The organism is Massilia haematophila (assembly GCF_042647645.1).
Taxonomy (GTDB): domain Bacteria; phylum Pseudomonadota; class Gammaproteobacteria; order Burkholderiales; family Burkholderiaceae_D; genus Telluria; species Telluria haematophila.
The window spans coordinates 3,429,446-3,448,535 of sequence record NZ_JBHRVV010000001.1; the positions used below are offsets into that span (position 1 = coordinate 3,429,446).

Below are 19,090 nucleotides of genomic sequence, written 5' to 3' on the forward strand. Positions count from 1 at the left end.
TTGCCCACATAACCAAACCTTACGCCTTCAACTGCTCCCCGATCGGCAGCTTGCGAATCCGCTTGCCGGTCGCCGCGAACACCGCATTCGTCAGCGCCGGCGCGATGCCCGCCGTGCCCGGCTCGCCGATCCCGCCCGGTTCGTCGCGGCTGTTGACGATGTGGACCTCCACCGCCGGCGCCTCGCTGATGCGCATCATGCGGTAGTCGCCGAAGTTCGATTGCTGCACGCGTCCGTTGGCCAGCGTGATCTCGTTCCACAACGCCGCCGAGGCGCCGAACACGATGCCGCCTTCCATCTGGGCGATGATGCCGTCCGGATTCACCGCCTGGCCACAATCGACCGCGCAGACCACGCGGTGCACTCGCACGTCGCCTTCCGGGCCGACCGATACTTCCGCGACCTGCGCCATGTAGCTGCCGAAGGCGAACTGGGTCGAGATGCCGCGCCCGACCTTGCGCCCGGCAATCGGCACCAAAGGCTTGCCCCAGCCCGCCTTTTCGGCCGCCAGGTTCAGCACGCCCAGCGTGCGCGGCGATTTTTCCAGCAGCGCGCGGCGAAACACCACCGGGTCCTGCTTGGCCGCCTGGGCCAGTTCGTCGATGAAGCTCTCGACCACGAACACGTTGTGGGTCGGGCCGACGCCGCGCCAGAAGGCAGTCGGCACGCCCGGCGGCTCGTGGCGCACGTATTCGACGCGCATGGCCGGAATCGCGTACTGCAGGTCGGCCGCGCCCTCGACCGCGTCGGGATCGACGCCGTCCTTCACCGCCGGCGGCGCGAAGCGCGCCATGATCGAGGAGCCGGTCACGCGGTGGAACCAGGCCGTCGGGCGGCCCTTGTCGTCCAGGCGCGCCGACAGGCGGTCCACATAATAGGGGCGGTACATGTCGTGCTGGATGTCTTCCTCGCGGGTCCAGATGAACTTCACCGGGCCCTTGGCCAGCTTGGCAAAGGCGACCGCCTGGATCACGTAGTCGACCTCGAGACGGCGCCCGAAACCGCCGCCGATGTAATAGTTATGGACCTTGACCTTCTCGACCGGCAGGCCGGCGGTCTTGGCCGCGGCCCCCTGCGCCAGCGCCGGCACCTGGGTGCCGACCCAGAGGTCGCAGCCGTCGGCGCGCAGGTCCACGGTGCAGTTGATCGGTTCCATGGTCGCGTGCGCCAGGAACGGCAGCTCGTAGACCGCGTCGATCCTGCGCCCGCCCTTTTCCTCCAGCGCCTTCAACGCGTCGCCCACGTTGCGCGCCACCGCGCCTTCGCCCTGCGAGACCTTCATCATGTCGGCGACGATGCCGTTCAGGCTCACTTTCGCGTTCGGGCCGTCGTCGAAACGCGGCGCGGCCGCCGCCAGGCCCTGTTTCGCGGCCCAGAAGTGGTCGGCCACCACCGCCACCGCGCCCTCCAAACGCAGCACCTGGCGCACGCCCTTGACCGCCATCGCCTTCTGCTCGTCGACGGCGACCAGCTTGCCGCCGGTGACAGGCGACGCGGCCACCGCCGCGATGCCCATGTTCGGCAGGCGCGCATCGATGCCGAACTGCGCCGTGCCGTTCACCTTCGCCGGCGAATCGAGGCGCTTCATCGCCTTGCCGATCAGGACGAACTGCTCCGGGTCCTTCAGCTTGACGTTCTTCGGCAGCTCCATCTTCGAAGCCGCATCGACCAGCTCGCCGAAGTGGGCCGAGCGGCCCGAGGCCTGGTGGCGCACGGCCCCGGCCACGACCTGCAGGTCGGCGGTGTCGACGTCCCACTGCTTGGCCGCGGCCGCGACCAGCACGCTGCGCACCATGGCGCCGGCTTCGCGCAGCGGCTTCCAGGCGCCGCGCACCGAGGTCGAGCCGCCGGTCACCTGGCCGCCCAGCAGCGGATCGGCGTAGAGTTCGTTATTTGCCGGCGCCTGCTCCAGCTTGACCTTCGACAGGTCGGCGCCCAGCTCTTCGGCCAGCAGCATCGGCATCGAGGTGAAGGTGCCTTGCCCCATTTCCACCTTGTGGATGACCAGGGTGACGATGCCGGTGCGGTCGATGCGGATGAAGGCGTCGCGCGCCAGGCCCGGTGCGGTGTCGGAATGCTCGGTCGATGCCTGGCCGACAGCCTTTTCCGGCGGCGGCTCCTTGCGGCTATCTTCCTTGCTGCAACCGAACAGCGAGAAACCGAACAGCAGGCCGCCGCCGGCGGTTGCGCCGATCTGCATGAAGCGGCGGCGCGATGGCGAAACGCGTTGTTCTTCCTTGACTTGGCTCATGTCTTGGCTCATGTGCGTTCCTTCTTATTTGCTGGCGGCGATCTTGATCGCCTTGCGGATGCGCCCATAGGTACCGCAGCGGCAGATGTTGCCGGCCATGGCATTGTCGATGTCGCTGTCGCTGGGTGTTGGTGTGGATTGCAGCAATGCCGTGGCCGACATGATCTGGCCCGACTGGCAATAGCCGCACTGCACCACGTCGATCTGGCGCCAGGCGTCCTGGACCTTGGCGCCGACCGGGTCGTTGCCGATCGCCTCGATCGTGACGATCTTCTTGCCGACGGCGCTGGACACCGGCGTGACGCAGGAACGGATCGGCTGGCCGTCGAGGTGGACCGTGCAGGCGCCGCACATGGCGACGCCGCAGCCGAACTTGGTGCCGGTCAGGCCGGCGACGTCGCGCAGTGCCCACAGCAGGGGCATGTCGTCGGGGACGTCGAGGGTGGTGGTATTGCCGTTGATGGTGAGGGCAGGCATGGGCGCTCCTTTGTATTCTAGACAATTACTATATGCCATTTTTGTGCGCCGCGTCGCATTGCCCTCCGGGCGCACAAGCCGGCGTAAAGATCGGGCGCGGCCACTTTTGGTGTATGCTTACGCCCATCGCAACAACGGCTTCACGCCAACTATGCCCGAGTATCCCAGTGACGTCCGATCGGACGCCAAACCCCATCGGTCGCTTTTCGAAAGACTGACCGCATTCATCTCCCCTGAGCCAGAAAATCGCACCGAGCTGCTCGAAGTGCTGCACGAAGCACACGAGCGCAACCTGATCGACGCCGACGCCCTGTCGATGATCGAAGGTGTGTTCCAGGTCTCCGACCTGTCGGCGCGCGACATCATGGTGCCCCGTTCCCAAATGGACGTGATCGACATCACGAAACCGATCGAGGAATGGCTGCCGATCGTGCTGGAAACCCAGCACTCGCGTTTCCCCGCCATCGAAGGCGAGCGCGACAAGGTGGTGGGCATCCTGCTGGCCAAGGACCTGCTGCGCTATTACGCTGAGGAATCGTTCGACGTGCGCGCCATGCTGCGCCCGGCGATCTTCATTCCGGAATCGAAGCGCCTGAACGTGCTGCTGCGCGACTTCCGCGCCAACCACAACCACATGGCCATCGTGGTCGACGAATACAGCGGCGTGGCCGGCCTGATCACCATCGAGGACGTGCTCGAGCAGATCGTCGGCGACATCGAGGACGAGTACGACTTCGACGAGGAAGAAGACAACGTCCTGTCGATCAAGGAGGGCCAGCATGGCCCGCGCTGGCGCGTCAAGGCGCTGACCGAGATCGAGCAGTTCAACGAAGAGATCGGCGTCGACCTGCCCGAGGATGACGCCGACACCATCGGCGGCTTCGTCGCCAGCCACCTCGGGCGCATGCCGCACAAGGGTGAGGAATTCACCCTGGGCAACCTGCAATTCGAGGTGCTGCGCGCCGATGCGCGCCAGATCCACGTGCTGCTGGTCGAAAAACTGCCGCATTCGCTGCACGCCAACGACGACGACTGATGCTGTTGCGTCGCCGTCCTAACCTCGCCGCCAGCGATCCGGCAGCAAGCGCCGCCGCGCGCGGCGCGCGGCCGTCCGCGGCCGCGCTGGTGGCCGCCGCCCTCGCCGGCGGCGCTTCCCTGTTCTCCTTCGAGCCCTTCGGCTGGTGGCCGCTGCAGTTCCTGCTGCTGGCCTACCTGTTCTACCAGGTCGGCCTGGGCAGCTCCGTGAAACGCGCCACCCTGCTCGGCTGGGCCTTCGGCTTCGGCTGGTCGATCGGCGCCATGTACTGGCTGTACACCATGATGACCCGCTTCGCGCATTTGCCGGCGGTCCTCGGCGTGCTCGGCGTGATCCTGCTGGGTCTCTACATGGGCCTGTTCGGCGCCTTCGCCACCGGCGTCTCGGCCTGGCTGCGCCGGCGCTGGTCGCTGCCGGTGCCCGCCTTCCTGCTGCTGGTGCTGCCCGTCAGCTGGGGCGTCTCGGAATGGATGCGCGGCTGGGTGTTTACCGGCTTTCCCTGGGCGGTGTCGGGTTATGCCCATGACGTCTCGCCGCTGGCCGGCTATGCGCCGCTGATCGGCGTCTACGGCATCGGCGTGCTAGTTGCGGCCTGCGCCTCCTGCCTGGTGTTGCTGACCCAGCGCGTGCGCCTGCCGGCGATCGGCCTGTTCGCCGCCCTGCTGCTGGCCGGGGCCGGCCTGCGCACCATCGAATGGACGCAAGTGACGGGCGCGCCGCTGACCGTGCGCCTGCTGCAAGGCAATATTCCGCAGGACCGCAAGTTCGACTACGCCTTCCTCTCGAACATCCTGGAGCGCTACCACGGCATGATCACGGCCAGCCCGGCCGACCTGATCGCCACGCCGGAAACCGCGATCCCCGTGTTCCGCCACCAGGTCGACCCGGGCTACCTCGCCAGCCTGCAGCGCTTCGCCGGCGCCAGCGGCAGCACCCTGGCCTTGGGCATGCCGCTGCTCGACGGCCCCTCGCAGTACGCCAACAGCGTGGTAACGGTCACGCCCACCGAGCAGGCCCAGCCCTACCGCTACGACAAGGCCCACCTGGTGCCCTTCGGCGAATTCATCCCGCCGGGCTTCCGCTGGTTCACCGACATGATGAACATCCCGCTGAACGATGCCACCCGCGGCAAGGCGCTGCAGGCGCCGTTCGCGGTAAAAGACCAGCTGGTGCTGCCGAACATCTGCTACGAGGACGTGTTCGGCGAAGAGATCGCCTACCAGCTGCGCGCCGCGCCGCGTCCGGCCACCATGCTGTTGAACATGTCGAACCTGTCCTGGTACGGCCAGTCGAGCGCAGTGCCCCAGCACCTGCAGATCTCGCGCATGCGCACGCTCGAGACCGGCCGCCCGATGCTGCGATCGACCAACGACGGCGCCACCGCCGTGATCGACCACCGCGGCCAGGTCACCCACCTGCTGCCCTTCTATACCGAAGGCATGTTGACGGCGACCGTGCGCGGCACGACCGGCATGACGCCCTACATCCGCTTCGGCAACCTGGCCTTCCTGCTGCTCGGCGCACTGGCGCTGGCCGGGGCCTGGCTGGCTGGCCGAAATTACCGAAAGAAAAAGGCTAATCTCTCATAGTTGAGTCCAATCCGGTCCCAGAGGGCCGGTAAAACCCGCTAGAATTGGTCATTTGGCAAACTTACCGTGTTCGCGGCCCAGCGCCGCGTCGCCCAATCACGATGCTCACATTCCAACAAATCATCCTGACCTTGCAGTCCTATTGGGACAAGCAGGGTTGCGCCCTGCTCCAGCCCTATGACATGGAAGTGGGCGCCGGCACCTTCCACACCGGCACTTTCCTGCGCGCGATCGGCCCCGAGCCCTGGCGCGCCGCCTATGTCCAGCCTTCGCGCCGTCCGAAGGATGGCCGCTATGGCGAAAACCCGAACCGCCTGCAGCACTATTACCAGTACCAGGTCGTGCTGAAGCCGGCGCCGGAAAACATCCTCGATTTGTACCTCGGTTCGCTCGAAGCGCTGGGCCTGGACCTCAAGAAGAACGACGTGCGCTTCGTCGAGGACGACTGGGAAAGCCCGACCCTGGGCGCCTGGGGCCTGGGCTGGGAAGTCTGGCTGAACGGCATGGAAGTGACCCAGTTCACCTACTTCCAGCAGGTCGGCGGCCTCGACTGCAAGCCGGTGCTGGGCGAGATCACCTACGGCATCGAACGCCTGGCGATGTACCTGCAGGGCGTGGAAAACGTCTACGACCTGGTCTGGACCGAGTGGGAAGAGAACGGCGTTAAAAAAACGCTGAGCTACGGCGACGTCTTCCACCAGAACGAGGTCGAGCAGTCGACCTACAACTTCGAGCACGCCAACACCGAACTGCTGTTCCAGGCCTTCGCCAACCACGAATCCGAAGCCAAGCGCCTGATCGAGCTGGAACTGACCCTGCCGGCCTACGAGCAGATCATGAAGGCTTCGCACAGCTTCAACATGCTCGACGCGCGCGGCGCCATCTCGGTGACCGAACGCGCCGCCTACATCGGCCGCGTGCGCACCCTGTCGCGCCTGGTGGCCCAGGCCTATTACGACTCGCGCGAGAAGCTCGGCTTCCCGATGCTGCCCAAGGCCGAGAAAGCCGCAGCCTAAGCCCAGGAACAGACAAGAACAGACCATGAATCAAACTCTCCTCGTCGAAATCCAAACCGAAGAACTGCCACCGAAGGCACTCGTCAAACTCGGCGCCGCGTTCGCGAACGGCATCGCCAACGGCCTGAAGGCGCGCGACTTCCTGGAAGCCGACAGCGTCGTCACCCCGTATGCCACGCCGCGCCGCCTGGCCGTCTCCATCACCAAGGTGCGCGCCACCTCGCCCGACAAGCAAATCCGCGAAAAAGTGCTGCCGGTCTCGGTCGCGCTGGACAAGGACGGCAACCCGAGCGCGCCGCTCGCCAAGAAGCTGGCCGCGCTGGGCTTCCCCGACCTGCAAATCAGCGACCTCGAACGCGCCCAGGACGGCAAGGCCGAATCCTTCTTCTATACCTACACCGCCGCCGGCAGCGCGCTTGCGGGCGGCCTGCAGGACGTGCTGGCCGACACCGTCGCCAAGCTGCCGATCCCGAAGGTCATGAGCTACCAGCGCCCGGACGGCGCGACCGTGCAGTTCGTGCGCCCGGTGCACCTGCTGCTGGCCCTGCACGGCGAGCAGGTGCTGCCGCTGACCCTGCTGGGCCTCGACGCCGGCCGCCAGACCATGGGCCACCGCTTCCTGTCGCACGGCGGCCCGATCACGGTCGACCACGCAGATAACTACGCGGCGGTGCTGGAAAGCGAGGGCAAGGTGCTCTCCGGTGCCGAAGCGCGCAAGGAAAGCATTCGCACGCAGCTGCTGGAGAAAGCCGGCGCCGACCTGGTGCTGATGCCCGAGTCGCTGCTCGACGAAGTGGCGGCCCTGGTCGAGTGGCCGGTGGTCTACGAGTGCCGCTTCGAGGAAGAATTCCTGGCCGTGCCGCAGGAATGCCTGATCCTGACGATGCAGACCAATCAAAAATACTTCGCGCTGACCGATGCCAATGGCAAGCTGCGCTCGCGCTTCCTGATCGTCTCGAACCTGGCCACAAGCGATCCGTCGGCCATCGTCGGCGGCAACGAGCGCGTGGTGCGCCCGCGCCTGTCGGACGCCAAGTTCTTCTTCGAGCAGGACAAGAAGAAGACGCTGGAGTCGCGCCTGCCGCAACTGGCGAACGTGGTCTACCACAACAAGCTGGGCACCCAGGCCGAGCGCTCGCAGCGCGTCATGCGCCTGGCCGGCGCGATCGCCAAGCGCCTCGGCTACGACGTGGCGCTGGCCGAACGCGGCGCCATGCTGGCCAAGGCCGACCTGCTGACCGACATGGTCGGCGAGTTCCCCGAGCTGCAGGGCATCATGGGCACCTATTACGCCCGCCACGACGGCGAGCACGAGGAAGTGGCCCTGGCCGCCTCCGAACACTACCAGCCGCGCTTTGCCGGCGACGCCCTGCCCTCGACCAATACCGGCCTCGTGGTCGCCCTGGCCGACAAGCTCGAGACCCTGGTCGGCATCTGGGCCATCGGCCTGCAGCCGACCGGCGAGAAGGACCCGTTCGCGCTGCGCCGCCACGCCCTGGGAGTGATGCGCATGCTGGTCGAGAAGCGCCTGCCGCTGTCGATCTCGGAACTGCTGCTTGATGCCGCTGCCGTATTCGAAGGCCAGGCCGCATTCAAAGACCCGACCGCCGACGTCAAGGCCTTCATGCTGGACCGCCTGCGCGGCATGCTGCGCGAGCGCGGCTTCACGCCGAACGAAGTCGAAGCCGTGCTGGCCCAGAACCCGGACCGCGTCGACGACGTCGTGCAGCGCCTGGAAGCGGTGCAGGCCTTTGCCGCCCTGCCGGAGTCCGCCTCGCTGGCCGCGGCCAACAAGCGCATCACCAACATCCTCAAGAAGAACGAGGAAGCGATGCCGCAGGACGCCGCCATCAAGGCCGAACTGCTGGTCGAGCCGGCGGAAAGCGCGCTGGCCGCGAAGATGCAAAGCCTGGAATCGAGCGTCGACAGTGCGTTCGCCAACAGCGACTTCACCGGCGCCCTGAAGACGCTGGCGCTGATGAAGGAAGAAGTCGATGCCTTCTTCAACGACGTGATGGTGATGGCCGAGGACCTGGCGCTCCGCAACAACCGCCTGGCCCTGCTGTCTTCGCTGCACGGCATGATGAACCGCGTCGCCGACATCTCGAAACTGGCGGCGTAAGGAAGCACCATGAAGCTGATCATCCTCGACCGCGATGGGGTCATCAACCACGATTCGCCGGACTTCATCAAGAGCCCGGCCGAATGGGTGCCGATCCCCGGCTCGCTCGAGGCGATCGCCCGCCTGAACCAGGCAGGCTACCGCGTCATCATCGCCTCGAACCAGTCCGGCATCGCGCGCGAACTGTTCGACATGACGACCCTGAACGCGATCCACCAGAAGATGCACAACGCCGCCCAGCAGGTCGGCGCCGACATCGACGCGGTGTTCTTCTGCCCGCACGCGGCCAGCGACAACTGCGACTGCAGGAAGCCGAAGGCCGGCATGTTCGAGGAGATTAGCAAGCGCTTCAAGGTCAGCCTGAAGGGCGTACCCACCGTCGGCGACTCGCTGCGCGATTTGCAGGCCGGCTTCATCAGCGGCTGCGTGCCCTACCTGGTCCTGACCGGGAAAGGCGAAAAGACCCACCAGACCGGCGGCCTGCCGCCCGGCACCCAGGTGTTCCCGGACCTGGCCGCGATGGTCGCGGCCTTCCTGAAAACACCCGCTTCATCCGCCGCACCCAACTGATCCACCTGATCCACCTGACTCCTAAGGAGACCACGTTCTTGCGTACCACCGTCCTGTTTTTGCGTTCCCTGCTGTTTACGATCGTGATGGTGCTCGCCACCGTGGTCTGGGCCTGCGTCTGTTTCCTGGCCGCTCCCCTGCCCTACAACAAGCGCTTCTGGGTGACCTCGCGCTGGAACGTCTTCGTCATCTGGTGCGCCAAGGTCATTTGCGGCATCCGCTACCAGTTCAAGGGCTACGAGAACCTGCCGGACGGACCGGCGGTGATCCTGTCGAAGCACCAGTCGGCCTGGGAGACCATCTTCCTGCTGCCGAACCTGACGCGCCCGCTCGTCTTCGTCTTCAAGAAAGAGATCCTCTACATCCCCTTCTTCGGCTGGGCGATGGCGCTGCTGCGCATGATCCCGATCGACCGCAAGGAAGGTAAAAATGCCTTCGCCCACGTGGTCCGGCACGGCAAACGCCGCCTGGCCGATGGCCAGTGGATCATCATGTTCCCCGAGGGGACGCGCATCCCTGTTGGAAAAAAGGGAAAGTACAAGAGCGGCGGCACACGTTTGGCGATTGAAACCAATGCCGTAGTCGTGCCGATCGCGCATAATTCAGGAGAATGCTGGCCCAAGAATTCGTTCATCAAACGACCGGGCCTGGTGACGGTATCGATCGGCAAACCGATATCGCCACAACGCCACACTCCCGACAGCCTGATGCAAGAGGTCGAAAATTGGATAGAATCAGAAATGCGCGTCATTTCGCCCCACGTCTACACCGATGGCTGAACGAAGTTGGCGCCCTGATCAAAGCCTCTCCATCGCAGCACAGCATGAACTCCCCCAAGATCAACGGGCCCCAGCTAGACCTGTTCGCACAAGCCTTACTTGAAGAATCTTTAAAGAAGGCGGCCGTGGCGCCGGCCGAAAGGCCCGCGCCGCCGCCGCAGCCTCTTTTCAAGGCGCCGCCCGGTCCGCCCCGCATCACCCTGCCCTCCCCGCCGCGCACGCCCGACGATCCGCCCCTGAAGCGCATCGTGCTGGGCCAGTACGCGGTCGACTACGAAATGAAGCGCTCCTCGCGCCGCTCGATCGGCTTCATGATCGACGACGAGGGCCTGCACGTGACGGCGCCGCGCCGCGCGACCCAGCCCGCCATCGAGGAAGCGATCCGCGCCAAGCAGCGCTGGATCCTGACCAAGCTGCACGAACGCGGAGAACGGCGTGCACGCCACGCGCAGCGCGAGCCGCTGCGCTGGGAGGACGGCACGCGCCTGCCCTTCCTGGGCGGCGAGATCACCCTGCGCCTAGAGACCGCGGCGCGCAGCCACTGCGCCTTCGATCCTGAGTCGCGCGAACTGCGGCTCGGCGTCGTGGCGGGGCTGTCGGAATGGCAGCTGAAGGAACGCGTCAAGCTGTGGTTCCAGGCCGAGGCCAAGCGCCTGTTCACCGAGCGCCTCGACCTGTACGCGCCGCGCCTGGACGTGCATTACCGCTCGATGACGCTGTCCTCGGCCGGTTCGCGCTGGGGCTCGTGCACGGTGGCCGGCAACATCCGCCTGAGCTGGCGCCTGATCCACTATCCGCTGGCCCTGGTCGACTACGTGGTGGTGCATGAACTGGCGCACCTGCGCGAAATGAACCACAGCCCGCGCTTCTGGGCGGTGGTCGGATCGGTGTATGCGGATTACGACGGCGCGCGGCTTGAGCTGCGGCGCCGGTCGCATGAGATGCCGGTGTTGTTTACGGATTGAGGCGGGCCGCATTCGCGTCGCGCGTTTCGACCGAGCAGACGCCGTACCGCGTGGGCGCGAGAGCCTGCGCGGCCCGGCCCACCCTACCAAAGCAACGCCGCTTTTCGTAGGGTGGGCTCTTGAGCCCACGCGGTACGAACCTTAACAAACTGCGGCGCTAAAAACGCCGACGAAACGCGCGCCTACGCCTACCTCAGCGCATTCTCCCGCCGCGTCGCCGCCAGCATGCGCATCGCGCCCTGCTGCGTCTCGTTCAGGCAGCGGTAGGGAATCGGCAGGGTCCCGCGCTTCAGGACCATCATGAAGCCGCGCGAATAGGTGCGCACCGCCGTCACGTCGGCCCAGTCGATCAGCGTAACGCCGCCACTGGTGCGCACGATGCCGTGCTGGTCGATGGTGAATTCATAGGTGCGCTTGCCGCGCTGGAGCAGCACGAAGTGCAGCGCGGCGCTCGCGGTGCTCTTGATGCGCAGGTACAGGCTGGCGGGCCAGCGCACGCGCCGGCGGCGGATCAGAAAGCCGCCATGCTGCCACATGAAGCCGATGTACTCGCGCAGCGTGTAGCGGACGAAGAAATGCAGGTCGCATAAAACCGAACCGGCGGGACTGGATGGCGATACCGGATTGCCTGCGGCAGCGCCGTAATAACCGTCATCCGTGCCATCGGCAGGTTGATGGGCCATCATGGCCATCGGTCGTGCGCTGCGCGGCGATTCCGGGTGATTAGACGACAACATGCGCATCCCCTTTTTTGTCTACCGAGCTCAAAAAGCAATGGTAACAAAACCTAGAGGATAATCCGTTGCAAGAGTTCAACAGTGCGCAGGGTCGCGCCGCGGTGGCGGCCGGCGAAGGCTGCCGCCTGCGCACCCATCGCGGCGCGCGCGTCCGCGTTCCGCAGCAGGCGCAGCGCCTGCGCCACCAGGGCATCGGCGTCCGCCACGCGCAGCGCGCCGCCGGCCGCGACCGCTTCCTCGGTCGCATCGAGGAAGTTGAAGGTGTGTTCGCCCACCAGCACCGGCTTGCCCAGGGCGCAGGCCTCGATCAGGTTCTGGCCGCCCAGGGGCAGCAGGCTGCCGCCGATGAAGGCGCAGTCGCAGGCGGCGTAATAGGCGAACATCTCGCCCATCGAATCGCCAAGCAGCACCTGCGCGTCGACCTGCTTGTCGCCCAGCTGCGAACGCCGCTGCAGCGACAGGCCGCGCGCGCCCACCATCTGCGCCACGTCGTCGAAACGTTGCGGATGGCGCGGCACGATCGCCAGCAGCGCGTCGGCTGGCTTGTCTGCCTGGCGCTGCCAGGCATCGAGAATCAAGGCCTCTTCGCCCTCGCGCGTGCTGGCGCACAGGAACACCGGCCGCGCCCCGATGTGCGCACGCAGCCGGGCGCCGGTTTCCAGCGCCGCCTGTGGCGGCACCACGTCGAATTTGATGCTGCCGGTGACGGCCACGCGCGGCGCGCCCAGCGAGCGGATGCGCTCGGCATCGAGTTCGGTCTGCGCCGCCACCACCGACATCGCGCGCGCGGCATCCATCATGATGCCGCCGAAGCGCTGGCCGCGCCGCAGCGAGCGCTCGGACAGGCGCGCATTGACCAGGGCCACCGGCACGCCCTGTCGGGCGCAGCCGGCGATCAAGTTCGGCCAGACCTCGGTCTCCATCAGGATGCACACGCGCGGCGCGAAGTGCTTCAGGAAGCGCCGCACCAGGACACCGGTGTCGTAGGGAAGATAAGACTGCACGACGCGTTCGCCGTGCTTGCCGAACAGCGCGCGGCCGGTGGCGCGGCCGGTCGGCGTCATGTGGGTCAGCAGGATGCGGCAATCGGGCCAGCGCGCCAGCAGCGCTTCCACCAGCGGTTCGGCGGCGCGCGTTTCGCCGACCGACACCGCGTGCAGCATGAAGGTTCGACGTTCGGGCAGGCGCGCGCCGTAGAAACCCAGGCGCTCGCCCCAGTGCGCGCGGTAGCCCGGCTCCTTGCGCCCGCGCCACCACAGGCGCGCCAGCACCAGCGGCAGCGCCAGCCACCACAGCAAGGAGTACAGGCCGCGCGTCATGCGGTCGCCAGCAGGCTGCGCGCGGCGGCGATCACCTCGCCGCTGGAGGGCGGCGCGCCCTTCTCGCCCAGGTTGAGGATGCGCGGCGACCAGTTGCCCTCGGTCTTCCACTTCGGCGAGTCGGCATAGATCTCCACCGTCGGCCGGTAAAAGGCCGCGGCGATGTGGGTCAGGCCGGTATCGACGCCGACCGCCAGTCCGGCCTGCTGGGCCAGCGTGACCGCATCCATCATCGACAGCTTCGGCAGCACGCGCGCGTTCGGCAGTCCGGCCGCGAGCGCTTCGGCTTCCTGCCTTTCCTTGTCCGAACCCCAGGGCAGCAGCACCGGCATCGGCGCCAGTGCGCGGCCCAGCGCCATCCAGTTTTCGGGAGCCCACTTCTTGGCGTCGCGCGCGGTGCCGTGGAAGAACACGGCGTAGTCCTCGCGCGGCAGCCACGCCGGGCGCTGCGCGGCATCGGGCGCCGGCAGACCGAAGTCGGGCGGCGTATCGACCGCGTAGCCGAGCGCCGCGCCCGCGACCAGGCGCCCGCGCGCCACCGCGTGGGTGCGCGGATCGAGCGGGATGCTCTGGCTGTGGAAGAAGCGCGAGATGCCTTCGTAGCCCGAGCCCTCGCTGCCGTTGGCCAGGCCGACCTTGCGCCCGCCCGGCTTGATGCGCGCGGCGCCCATGACGATGCCGGTCTTGAGCAGGCCCTGGGTATCGAACACCACGTCGTATTCGTCCTCGCGCAGGCTGCGGAAGAAGGCGCGGATCTCGGCGCGCGTCTCCGCCTTGCCCAGGCCCTTGCGCCAGCGCCGCAGCGCGAACGGAATGATTTTGCGCACATGCGGGTTCAGGCGCACCAGGCTGACGTAGCCTTCCTCGACCACCCAGTCGATGGTGGCGCCCGGATGGTGACGCAGGATATCGGCCACCATCGGCAGGTTGTGCAGGACGTCGCCCAGGGACGACACCCGCACCAGCAGGATCTTCACATTACTCTCGCTTCAGAACGGCAGTTCGGCATCCGGTTTGGCGGCCAGGATCACGCTGCGGAATTCGCCCTGGATGCGCGCCAGCGCTTCCCGGTTCTCGCCCTCGAAACGCAGCACCACGACCGGCGTGGTGTTCGACGAGCGCGCCAGGCCGAAGCCATCGGCGTACTCGACGCGCAGGCCGTCGATGTCGTTGATCTTCTCCGAGGTCGGGAAGGTGGCGTCGCTGCGCAGCTTGTCGATCAGCGCGAAGTTCTCGCCTTCCTTCAGGTGCAGGTGCAGCTCGGGGGTGCTGGTGGCGATCGGCAGCGCGTTCAGGACGGCTGAAGGATCGGCGTGGCGGGTCAGCAGCTCGAGCATGCGCGCGCCCGAATACAGGCCGTCGTCGAAGCCGTACCAGCGGTCCTTGAAGAAGATGTGGCCGCTCATCTCGCCGCCCAGCGGGGCGCCGGTTTCCTTCAGCTTGGCCTTCACCAGCGAGTGGCCGGTCTTGTACATCAACGGGCGGCCGCCGTGCTGCTCGATCCACGGGCCGAGGTGGCGCGTGCACTTGACGTCGTACAGGATCTCGGCGCCCGGGTTGCGTTCGAGGACGTCGGCGGCGAACAGCATCATCTGGCGGTCCGGATAGATGATCTGGCCATCCTTGGTGACGATGCCGAGGCGGTCGCCGTCGCCGTCGAAGGCCAGGCCGATCTCGGCGTCGGTCGTTTGCAGCGCGCGGATCAGGTCCTGCAGGTTCTCCGGGTGCGCCGGGTCCGGATGGTGGTTCGGGAAGTGGCCGTCGACTTCGCAGAACAGTTCGATGACTTCACAGCCCATGCCGCGGTACAGGTCGCCCGCGAAGGCGCCAGCCACGCCGTTGCCGCAATCGACCGCGATCTTGATCGGACGCGCCACCTTGACGTCGCCGACGATGCGCTCGATGTAGGCGGCGCGGATGTCGTGGGTGCTGTAGGTGCCCAATTGCGGGGCGCTACTGCCGTCGTGGGCGAGGATGCTCTCGTACAGGCCCGTGATGGCCCCGCCATGGATCGCTTCACCCGCCAGCACCATCTTGAAGCCGTTGTAGTCCGGCGGGTTGTGGCTGCCGGTGACCATGATGCCCGAGCGCGTGCCTTCCAGCACGTTGGTCGCGAAATACACCATCGGCGTGGCGACCATGCCGAGGTCGATCACGTCGACGCCGGCGGCCTGCAGGCCTTCGGCCAGGGCCGCTGCCAGCGCCGGGCCCGACAGACGGCCGTCACGTCCGATCACGACCTTGCGCTCTCCCTTGGCCAGTGCAGCGCGGCCAAAGGCGGCCCCGATCGCACGCGCCACGCCGGCGTCGAGCGTGCTGTCGATCACGCCGCGAATGTCATATGCCTTGAAAATCGTCTTCGAGAGAGCAACCATGTTCGACCTTAGAAAAACGGACGACAGCCGGCATCGTCCGCACCACGGTGCGGACAAACGCAGCTTCGCCAAATGTTAGAGGGATGACAAAACAGGGAGTATTGTAGCGGCAAGCGCACCAATGGGGGATACCCCATTGGTGCGCTTGCTTGACTACTTGATTACTTGACTACTTGAGTGCTTGATTGCTGGATGCTTGATTGCTTCCTTGTTTCTCCCGGCGAGCGCCGGAAGAAGAATCAGACGCGCAGCGTGTCGAGCGACTTGCCGCCTTCGACCCATTCCTTGACCCACTTTGGCTGGCGGCCGCGGCCGGTCCACTGCTGGGACGAATTGTCCGGGTGACGGTAACGCACGGCAACCGAACCGGTTTTCGCGCCGCGGGCATTGGTGGCGATCAAATCTTTCAGGGGCACGCCCACGCTTTGGGCAATCGCCAGGATCTGTTCGCGTGCCTTCTGCACCTCTTGTACCTCACGCTTTTTCATTTCCTGTTTGATTTGCTCCTGCAGGTTGCGCAAATCGCCTACGGACATATTCGACAGATCCATCATCGTTCCTCGATAGTTGGGTTAATCCAATTCAGGTGAATTCTCACCAAATGTCGCAATATACTACAACGGCAATTTATTGCCAGTCCTTCTTGCGCCAAATCAGCCAACGTGGCGACCTGAATCGAACAATACGCGCATACAGCCAGAGGTAGCTGATAACGAACAATAAACAGAAAACTATCAGCACGCTTGTATTCTGCCAGAATAAAGTGGCCGGGATCACGGCCATGAGAGAAAAAAGCCACAAATAAGGCGAGGTCCGGGCATTACGCTTCAGCAGCGCCCGTGCTTCTTTTCTTCCCACCGTCCATCGCACGACGCGCCGGAAAATGAGGCTGTGCAGGTGTATGCCGTCCGGCACCGCTGGCGATTTCCCACGTACAAACATTCGTCGATAAGCGGAAAACACCGTTTCGAATGCCGGATATATCAGCAGCAGCGCGGCATACCAGGTCGACACGTCGGGATTGCGCATTACCAGGAGCAATGCCAGCTCGCCGAGCATGAATCCGATAAAGTAGGCGCCGCCATCCCCCAGGAAAATCAGGCCGACCGGGTAATTCCAGACGAGGAAGCCGGCCGTCGCCCCGGCAACCGTCAACGCGGCAATCAGCACGAATACATCGCCTACCTGCAGCGCCACATAAGCAAGCGACAGCAGCATACAAATGGTTACCATGCTGGCCAGGCCATTGAAGCCGTCGATGATATTCACCGCATTCGCGATACCGGCCACGGCCAATACCGTCATGGGCATCACGATCCAGTTCGAAGCAAGCAATACCAGACCGAATGGCAGGTCGATACGGTCGATTTTGGCATCCAGCAGCAGATAACCCAGCATGGCGCCGGCCATGGTCAGCAAGAGCCGGCGCGACGGCCGCACGGTGCCGGTGTAATCCTCGACAATTCCACCGATAAAAGCGACGAAAGCGCAGAACAGAAGCGTGGTCATCCATTGCAGCATGACCGGTTCGCGCCAGATTGAAATGGTGGCGCTGACGATCACCGCAAAATAAATCGGCAGGCCGCCGATGCGCGCCACCAGGTGGCTGTGCGCCCGCTGCACGCCCCGGAAGTCGGTGTCGAGCGCGGGTTCGTGCAGTTTTGCCTGCTTGATGACGAGCAGGGTCAGCAGGGTGGAGCAGACAAAGCTAACCAGGAATGAAAACATGACGATCCTGCGGTTCCGACTCTCGGCAGACAACGGCCTGCAACGCGCATGCGGTGCCGGACGACGCCATGCGAGGCATGATGAAAGGCGGAGGCACCCAGCTCCGCCACGCTTGCCAAAAACGTAATTACATTGTAACCGCATAAATGCGGCCTGCCCCAAACACGGCAGTTTATCGCGCACGCAATGCACACGATTGATCAAAATCGCCTGTGACGGAAGATGAGGAAGAGAAACGCAGAGCCGGCGCAGCGTGTCAGAAAAAATCGCAGGTGTCGGCGTCGCGTAATAGCCTGCCGGCCTTGTCTTTTGCCGACAATACCGGTTCCCCGTTCAAGGGCCAGGCAATGGCCAGCGCGGGATCGTTCCACAGCAGTACGCGCTCGTGCCCAGGCGACCAGTAGCCGCTGATCTTGTAGACGCATTCCGCGCCCTCGCCAAGCGCCAGGAAACCATGGGCAAACCCTGGAGGAATCCATAACTGGCGCCGGTTCCCGGCGCTGAGCACGATCGTCATCGCCTGCCCGAAGGTGGGCGACGCGCGGCGCATGTCGACCACGACATCGAAGACCGCACCCCGAATCACGCGCACCAGTTTGCCCTGCCGCATGTCGACCTGGTAATGCAGTCCGCGCACGGCATTCGGCACCGAGACCGATTGGTTATCCTGGACAAAATGCGGCCGCAATCCGGTGGCGCGTTCGAATGCGCGCTCATTATAGGTTTCAAAGAAAACGCCACGTTCGTCTGCGTGGAGCGTCGGCTCGATCAGCAGCACTCCGGAAATGTCAGTCGCTTGCGCTTTCATTTCAGCACCAAATCGTTCGGTCATTGCAACGGGATTTTCCTGACGGGTCTGCCCTCATTGTCCAGCCAGGCTTTCCAGCGCAGCCGCATCAATATCGTCCATACGAAACGGCATTTCTTTCGGCAGCGCCGCTTCCGGCCCCTGGAACCGGGATCCTGTATTTCTTCGCCTGCATCAGCGTGGTCAGCGTTAAACCCTCACCAGCTTGTCGAATACCGGCAGCAGCAGCTTCGACATAACAGCATCATTCGCTTAGGTGATTTCATGCGGCGTGCGGGCAAGGGGGGCCCATCGACACGCCCGCCACCGAAATCATTTAGTATGCCAGCACTGCAAGGGCGAGGATAGCGCCGCCGCCGCGTCGTTGCAGGCATTATCGAACAAGAACAAGGGCCGCGGCGCGCGGCCGCGCCCAGGAAAGAGCTGACGATGAGAACCTATGTCATAGGCGACCTGCAGGGTTGCGCCCACGAGGCCCAGGCCCTGCTCGACAAGATCGCCGAGGATGCCGCGGGCGACGCCCGCATCCTGTTTGTCGGCGACCTGATCAACCGTGGTCCGGAGTCGCTGATGGCGCTGCGCCGCATGAAAACGCTATCGGAAGCGAGCGGCGGGCGCGTCGAAGCCCTGCTCGGCAACCACGACCTGCACCTGCTGGCGGTGGCCGTCGGCGCCCAGCGGGCAAGCAGGTCCGACACGCTCGACGAGATCCTCGGCGCCCCCGACCGCGACGAACTGATCGGCTGGCTACGCATGCGTCCGCTGGCGATGTTCGTCGACGCCCACCTGCTGGTGCACGCCGGCGTCGCGCCGCAATGGGACGCCGCCCAGACCATGGCGCTGGCCGGCGAAGTCGAGGCCGTGCTGCGCGGCGACGGCTGGATCGATTTCCTGGGCCGGATGTACGGCAACCAGCCCGACCGCTGGGACGACGGCCTGGAAGGCATCGACCGCCTGCGCTGCATCGTCAACGCCCTCACCCGCATGCGCCTGTGCCTGCCCGACGGCAGCATGGATTTCGCGCACAAGGAAAGCGAGAGCGGGCCGGAAGGCTCGGGGCTGCTCCCCTGGTTCGACCTGCCGGGGCGCCGGACCAACGACGTGACGGTGGTGTTCGGCCACTGGTCGGCGCTGGGCCTGGTGCTGCGTCCGAACCTGGTGGGCCTGGACAGCGGCTGCGTCTGGGGCGGCAAGCTGACCGCGGTGTGCCTCGACGACCGCACGCTGTTGCAGGTGGATTGTCCGGAGTATCGGCCGCACGCCGGGAAGAAGTAGCATTTTCTTTTCGTAGGGTGGGTTCTTGAACCCACGCGGTACC

The 19,090-nt window shown here is 65.3% G+C and carries 17 protein-coding genes; 8 read left to right on the forward strand and 9 right to left on the reverse strand.

What is annotated here, in order from left to right; genetic code table 11:
• Positions 1-19: 19 nt before the first annotated feature.
• Positions 20-2,263 (reverse strand): xanthine dehydrogenase family protein molybdopterin-binding subunit, encoded by a 2,244-nt coding sequence (locus ACFOPH_RS15145; RefSeq protein ID WP_379736176.1) that lies wholly within the window; start codon positions 2,261-2,263, stop codon positions 20-22.
• 12 nt (positions 2,264-2,275) lie between these two features.
• Positions 2,276-2,728, reverse strand: coding sequence for a (2Fe-2S)-binding protein (locus ACFOPH_RS15150; protein ID WP_312549056.1), 453 nt, complete (start codon positions 2,726-2,728; stop codon positions 2,276-2,278).
• 151 nt (positions 2,729-2,879) lie between these two features.
• Here ACFOPH_RS15150 and ACFOPH_RS15155 point away from each other — a divergent pair, with 151 nt between their 5' ends.
• From ACFOPH_RS15155 to ACFOPH_RS15185, 7 genes are all read left to right on the forward strand, one after another.
• On the forward strand, positions 2,880-3,764 hold the full coding sequence (locus tag ACFOPH_RS15155; protein ID WP_312549057.1) for an HlyC/CorC family transporter: 885 nt from the start codon (positions 2,880-2,882) through the stop codon (positions 3,762-3,764).
• Positions 3,764-5,353 (forward strand): apolipoprotein N-acyltransferase, encoded by a 1,590-nt coding sequence (gene lnt / locus ACFOPH_RS15160; RefSeq protein ID WP_379736179.1) that lies wholly within the window; start codon positions 3,764-3,766, stop codon positions 5,351-5,353. Before ACFOPH_RS15155 ends, lnt begins: the two co-directional genes overlap by 1 nt.
• A 101-nt stretch (positions 5,354-5,454) precedes the next feature.
• Complete coding sequence (gene glyQ, locus ACFOPH_RS15165; RefSeq protein ID WP_312552649.1) at positions 5,455-6,369, forward strand: glycine--tRNA ligase subunit alpha; 915 nt, start codon at positions 5,455-5,457, stop codon at positions 6,367-6,369.
• A 25-nt stretch (positions 6,370-6,394) separates the two neighbouring features.
• Positions 6,395-8,491: a glycine--tRNA ligase subunit beta gene (gene glyS, locus ACFOPH_RS15170; RefSeq protein ID WP_379736181.1), complete on the forward strand. Its 2,097-nt coding sequence runs from the start codon at positions 6,395-6,397 to the stop codon at positions 8,489-8,491.
• Between the two features lie 9 nt (positions 8,492-8,500).
• Positions 8,501-9,061 (forward strand): D-glycero-beta-D-manno-heptose 1,7-bisphosphate 7-phosphatase, encoded by a 561-nt coding sequence (gene gmhB, locus ACFOPH_RS15175; protein WP_312552652.1) that lies wholly within the window; start codon positions 8,501-8,503, stop codon positions 9,059-9,061.
• Between the two features lie 86 nt (positions 9,062-9,147).
• On the forward strand, positions 9,148-9,840 hold the full coding sequence (locus ACFOPH_RS15180; RefSeq protein WP_379737940.1) for a lysophospholipid acyltransferase family protein: 693 nt from the start codon (positions 9,148-9,150) through the stop codon (positions 9,838-9,840).
• Positions 9,841-9,965: 125 nt separating this feature from the next.
• Positions 9,966-10,805, forward strand: a complete 840-nt coding sequence (locus ACFOPH_RS15185) for a M48 family metallopeptidase (RefSeq protein WP_379736184.1) — start codon at positions 9,966-9,968, stop codon at positions 10,803-10,805.
• A 188-nt stretch (positions 10,806-10,993) separates the two neighbouring features.
• Here the strand turns inward: ACFOPH_RS15185 and ACFOPH_RS15190 are convergent, their stop codons facing one another.
• From ACFOPH_RS15190 to rfbC, 7 genes are all read right to left on the reverse strand, one after another.
• On the reverse strand, positions 10,994-11,542 hold the full coding sequence (locus ACFOPH_RS15190; RefSeq protein ID WP_312552658.1) for a YcxB family protein: 549 nt from the start codon (positions 11,540-11,542) through the stop codon (positions 10,994-10,996).
• 50 nt (positions 11,543-11,592) lie between these two features.
• Positions 11,593-12,861 carry a lipid IV(A) 3-deoxy-D-manno-octulosonic acid transferase gene (gene waaA / locus ACFOPH_RS15195; protein WP_379736186.1) on the reverse strand — a complete coding sequence of 423 codons (1,269 nt, stop codon included), beginning with the start codon at positions 12,859-12,861 and terminating at the stop codon, positions 11,593-11,595.
• Positions 12,858-13,838: a lipopolysaccharide heptosyltransferase I gene (waaC, locus tag ACFOPH_RS15200; RefSeq protein ID WP_312551204.1), complete on the reverse strand. Its 981-nt coding sequence runs from the start codon at positions 13,836-13,838 to the stop codon at positions 12,858-12,860. The genes waaA and waaC overlap by 4 nt, the downstream gene beginning before the upstream one ends.
• Positions 13,839-13,850: 12 nt before the next feature.
• Complete coding sequence (locus ACFOPH_RS15205) at positions 13,851-15,236, reverse strand: phosphomannomutase/phosphoglucomutase (RefSeq protein ID WP_379736189.1); 1,386 nt, start codon at positions 15,234-15,236, stop codon at positions 13,851-13,853.
• Between the two features lie 239 nt (positions 15,237-15,475).
• Positions 15,476-15,787, reverse strand: a complete 312-nt coding sequence (locus ACFOPH_RS15210; protein WP_312551213.1) for an H-NS histone family protein — start codon at positions 15,785-15,787, stop codon at positions 15,476-15,478.
• A gap of 76 nt (positions 15,788-15,863) precedes the next feature.
• The gene (locus tag ACFOPH_RS15215) at positions 15,864-16,964 is read right to left on the reverse strand and encodes an MraY family glycosyltransferase (protein ID WP_312551201.1); all 1,101 of its coding nucleotides are present in this window, start codon (positions 16,962-16,964) and stop codon (positions 15,864-15,866) included.
• 256 nt (positions 16,965-17,220) lie between these two features.
• Complete coding sequence (rfbC, locus tag ACFOPH_RS15220) at positions 17,221-17,772, reverse strand: dTDP-4-dehydrorhamnose 3,5-epimerase (protein WP_312551211.1); 552 nt, start codon at positions 17,770-17,772, stop codon at positions 17,221-17,223.
• Positions 17,773-18,201: 429 nt separating this feature from the next.
• Here rfbC and ACFOPH_RS15225 point away from each other — a divergent pair, with 429 nt between their 5' ends.
• Positions 18,202-19,047 (forward strand): symmetrical bis(5'-nucleosyl)-tetraphosphatase, encoded by an 846-nt coding sequence (locus tag ACFOPH_RS15225; protein WP_312551199.1) that lies wholly within the window; start codon positions 18,202-18,204, stop codon positions 19,045-19,047.
• Positions 19,048-19,090: the final 43 nt, after the last annotated feature.

Coding starts and splice junctions, on each gene's coding strand:
- ACFOPH_RS15145 (WP_379736176.1), bottom strand. CDS start 2,263: ATGAGCCAAGACATGAGCCAAGTCAAGGAAGAACAACGCGTTTCGCCA.
- ACFOPH_RS15150 (WP_312549056.1), bottom strand. CDS start 2,728: ATGCCTGCCCTCACCATCAACGGCAATACCACCACCCTCGACGTCCCC.
- ACFOPH_RS15155 (WP_312549057.1), top strand. CDS start 2,880: ATGCCCGAGTATCCCAGTGACGTCCGATCGGACGCCAAACCCCATCGG.
- lnt (WP_379736179.1), top strand. CDS start 3,764: ATGCTGTTGCGTCGCCGTCCTAACCTCGCCGCCAGCGATCCGGCAGCA.
- glyQ (WP_312552649.1), top strand. CDS start 5,455: ATGCTCACATTCCAACAAATCATCCTGACCTTGCAGTCCTATTGGGAC.
- glyS (WP_379736181.1), top strand. CDS start 6,395: ATGAATCAAACTCTCCTCGTCGAAATCCAAACCGAAGAACTGCCACCG.
- gmhB (WP_312552652.1), top strand. CDS start 8,501: ATGAAGCTGATCATCCTCGACCGCGATGGGGTCATCAACCACGATTCG.
- ACFOPH_RS15180 (WP_379737940.1), top strand. CDS start 9,148: ATGGTGCTCGCCACCGTGGTCTGGGCCTGCGTCTGTTTCCTGGCCGCT.
- ACFOPH_RS15190 (WP_312552658.1), bottom strand. CDS start 11,542: ATGTTGTCGTCTAATCACCCGGAATCGCCGCGCAGCGCACGACCGATG.
- waaA (WP_379736186.1), bottom strand. CDS start 12,861: ATGACGCGCGGCCTGTACTCCTTGCTGTGGTGGCTGGCGCTGCCGCTG.
- ACFOPH_RS15205 (WP_379736189.1), bottom strand. CDS start 15,236: ATGGTTGCTCTCTCGAAGACGATTTTCAAGGCATATGACATTCGCGGC.
- ACFOPH_RS15210 (WP_312551213.1), bottom strand. CDS start 15,787: ATGGATCTGTCGAATATGTCCGTAGGCGATTTGCGCAACCTGCAGGAG.
- ACFOPH_RS15215 (WP_312551201.1), bottom strand. CDS start 16,964: ATGTTTTCATTCCTGGTTAGCTTTGTCTGCTCCACCCTGCTGACCCTG.
- rfbC (WP_312551211.1), bottom strand. CDS start 17,772: ATGAAAGCGCAAGCGACTGACATTTCCGGAGTGCTGCTGATCGAGCCG.
- ACFOPH_RS15225 (WP_312551199.1), top strand. CDS start 18,202: ATGAGAACCTATGTCATAGGCGACCTGCAGGGTTGCGCCCACGAGGCC.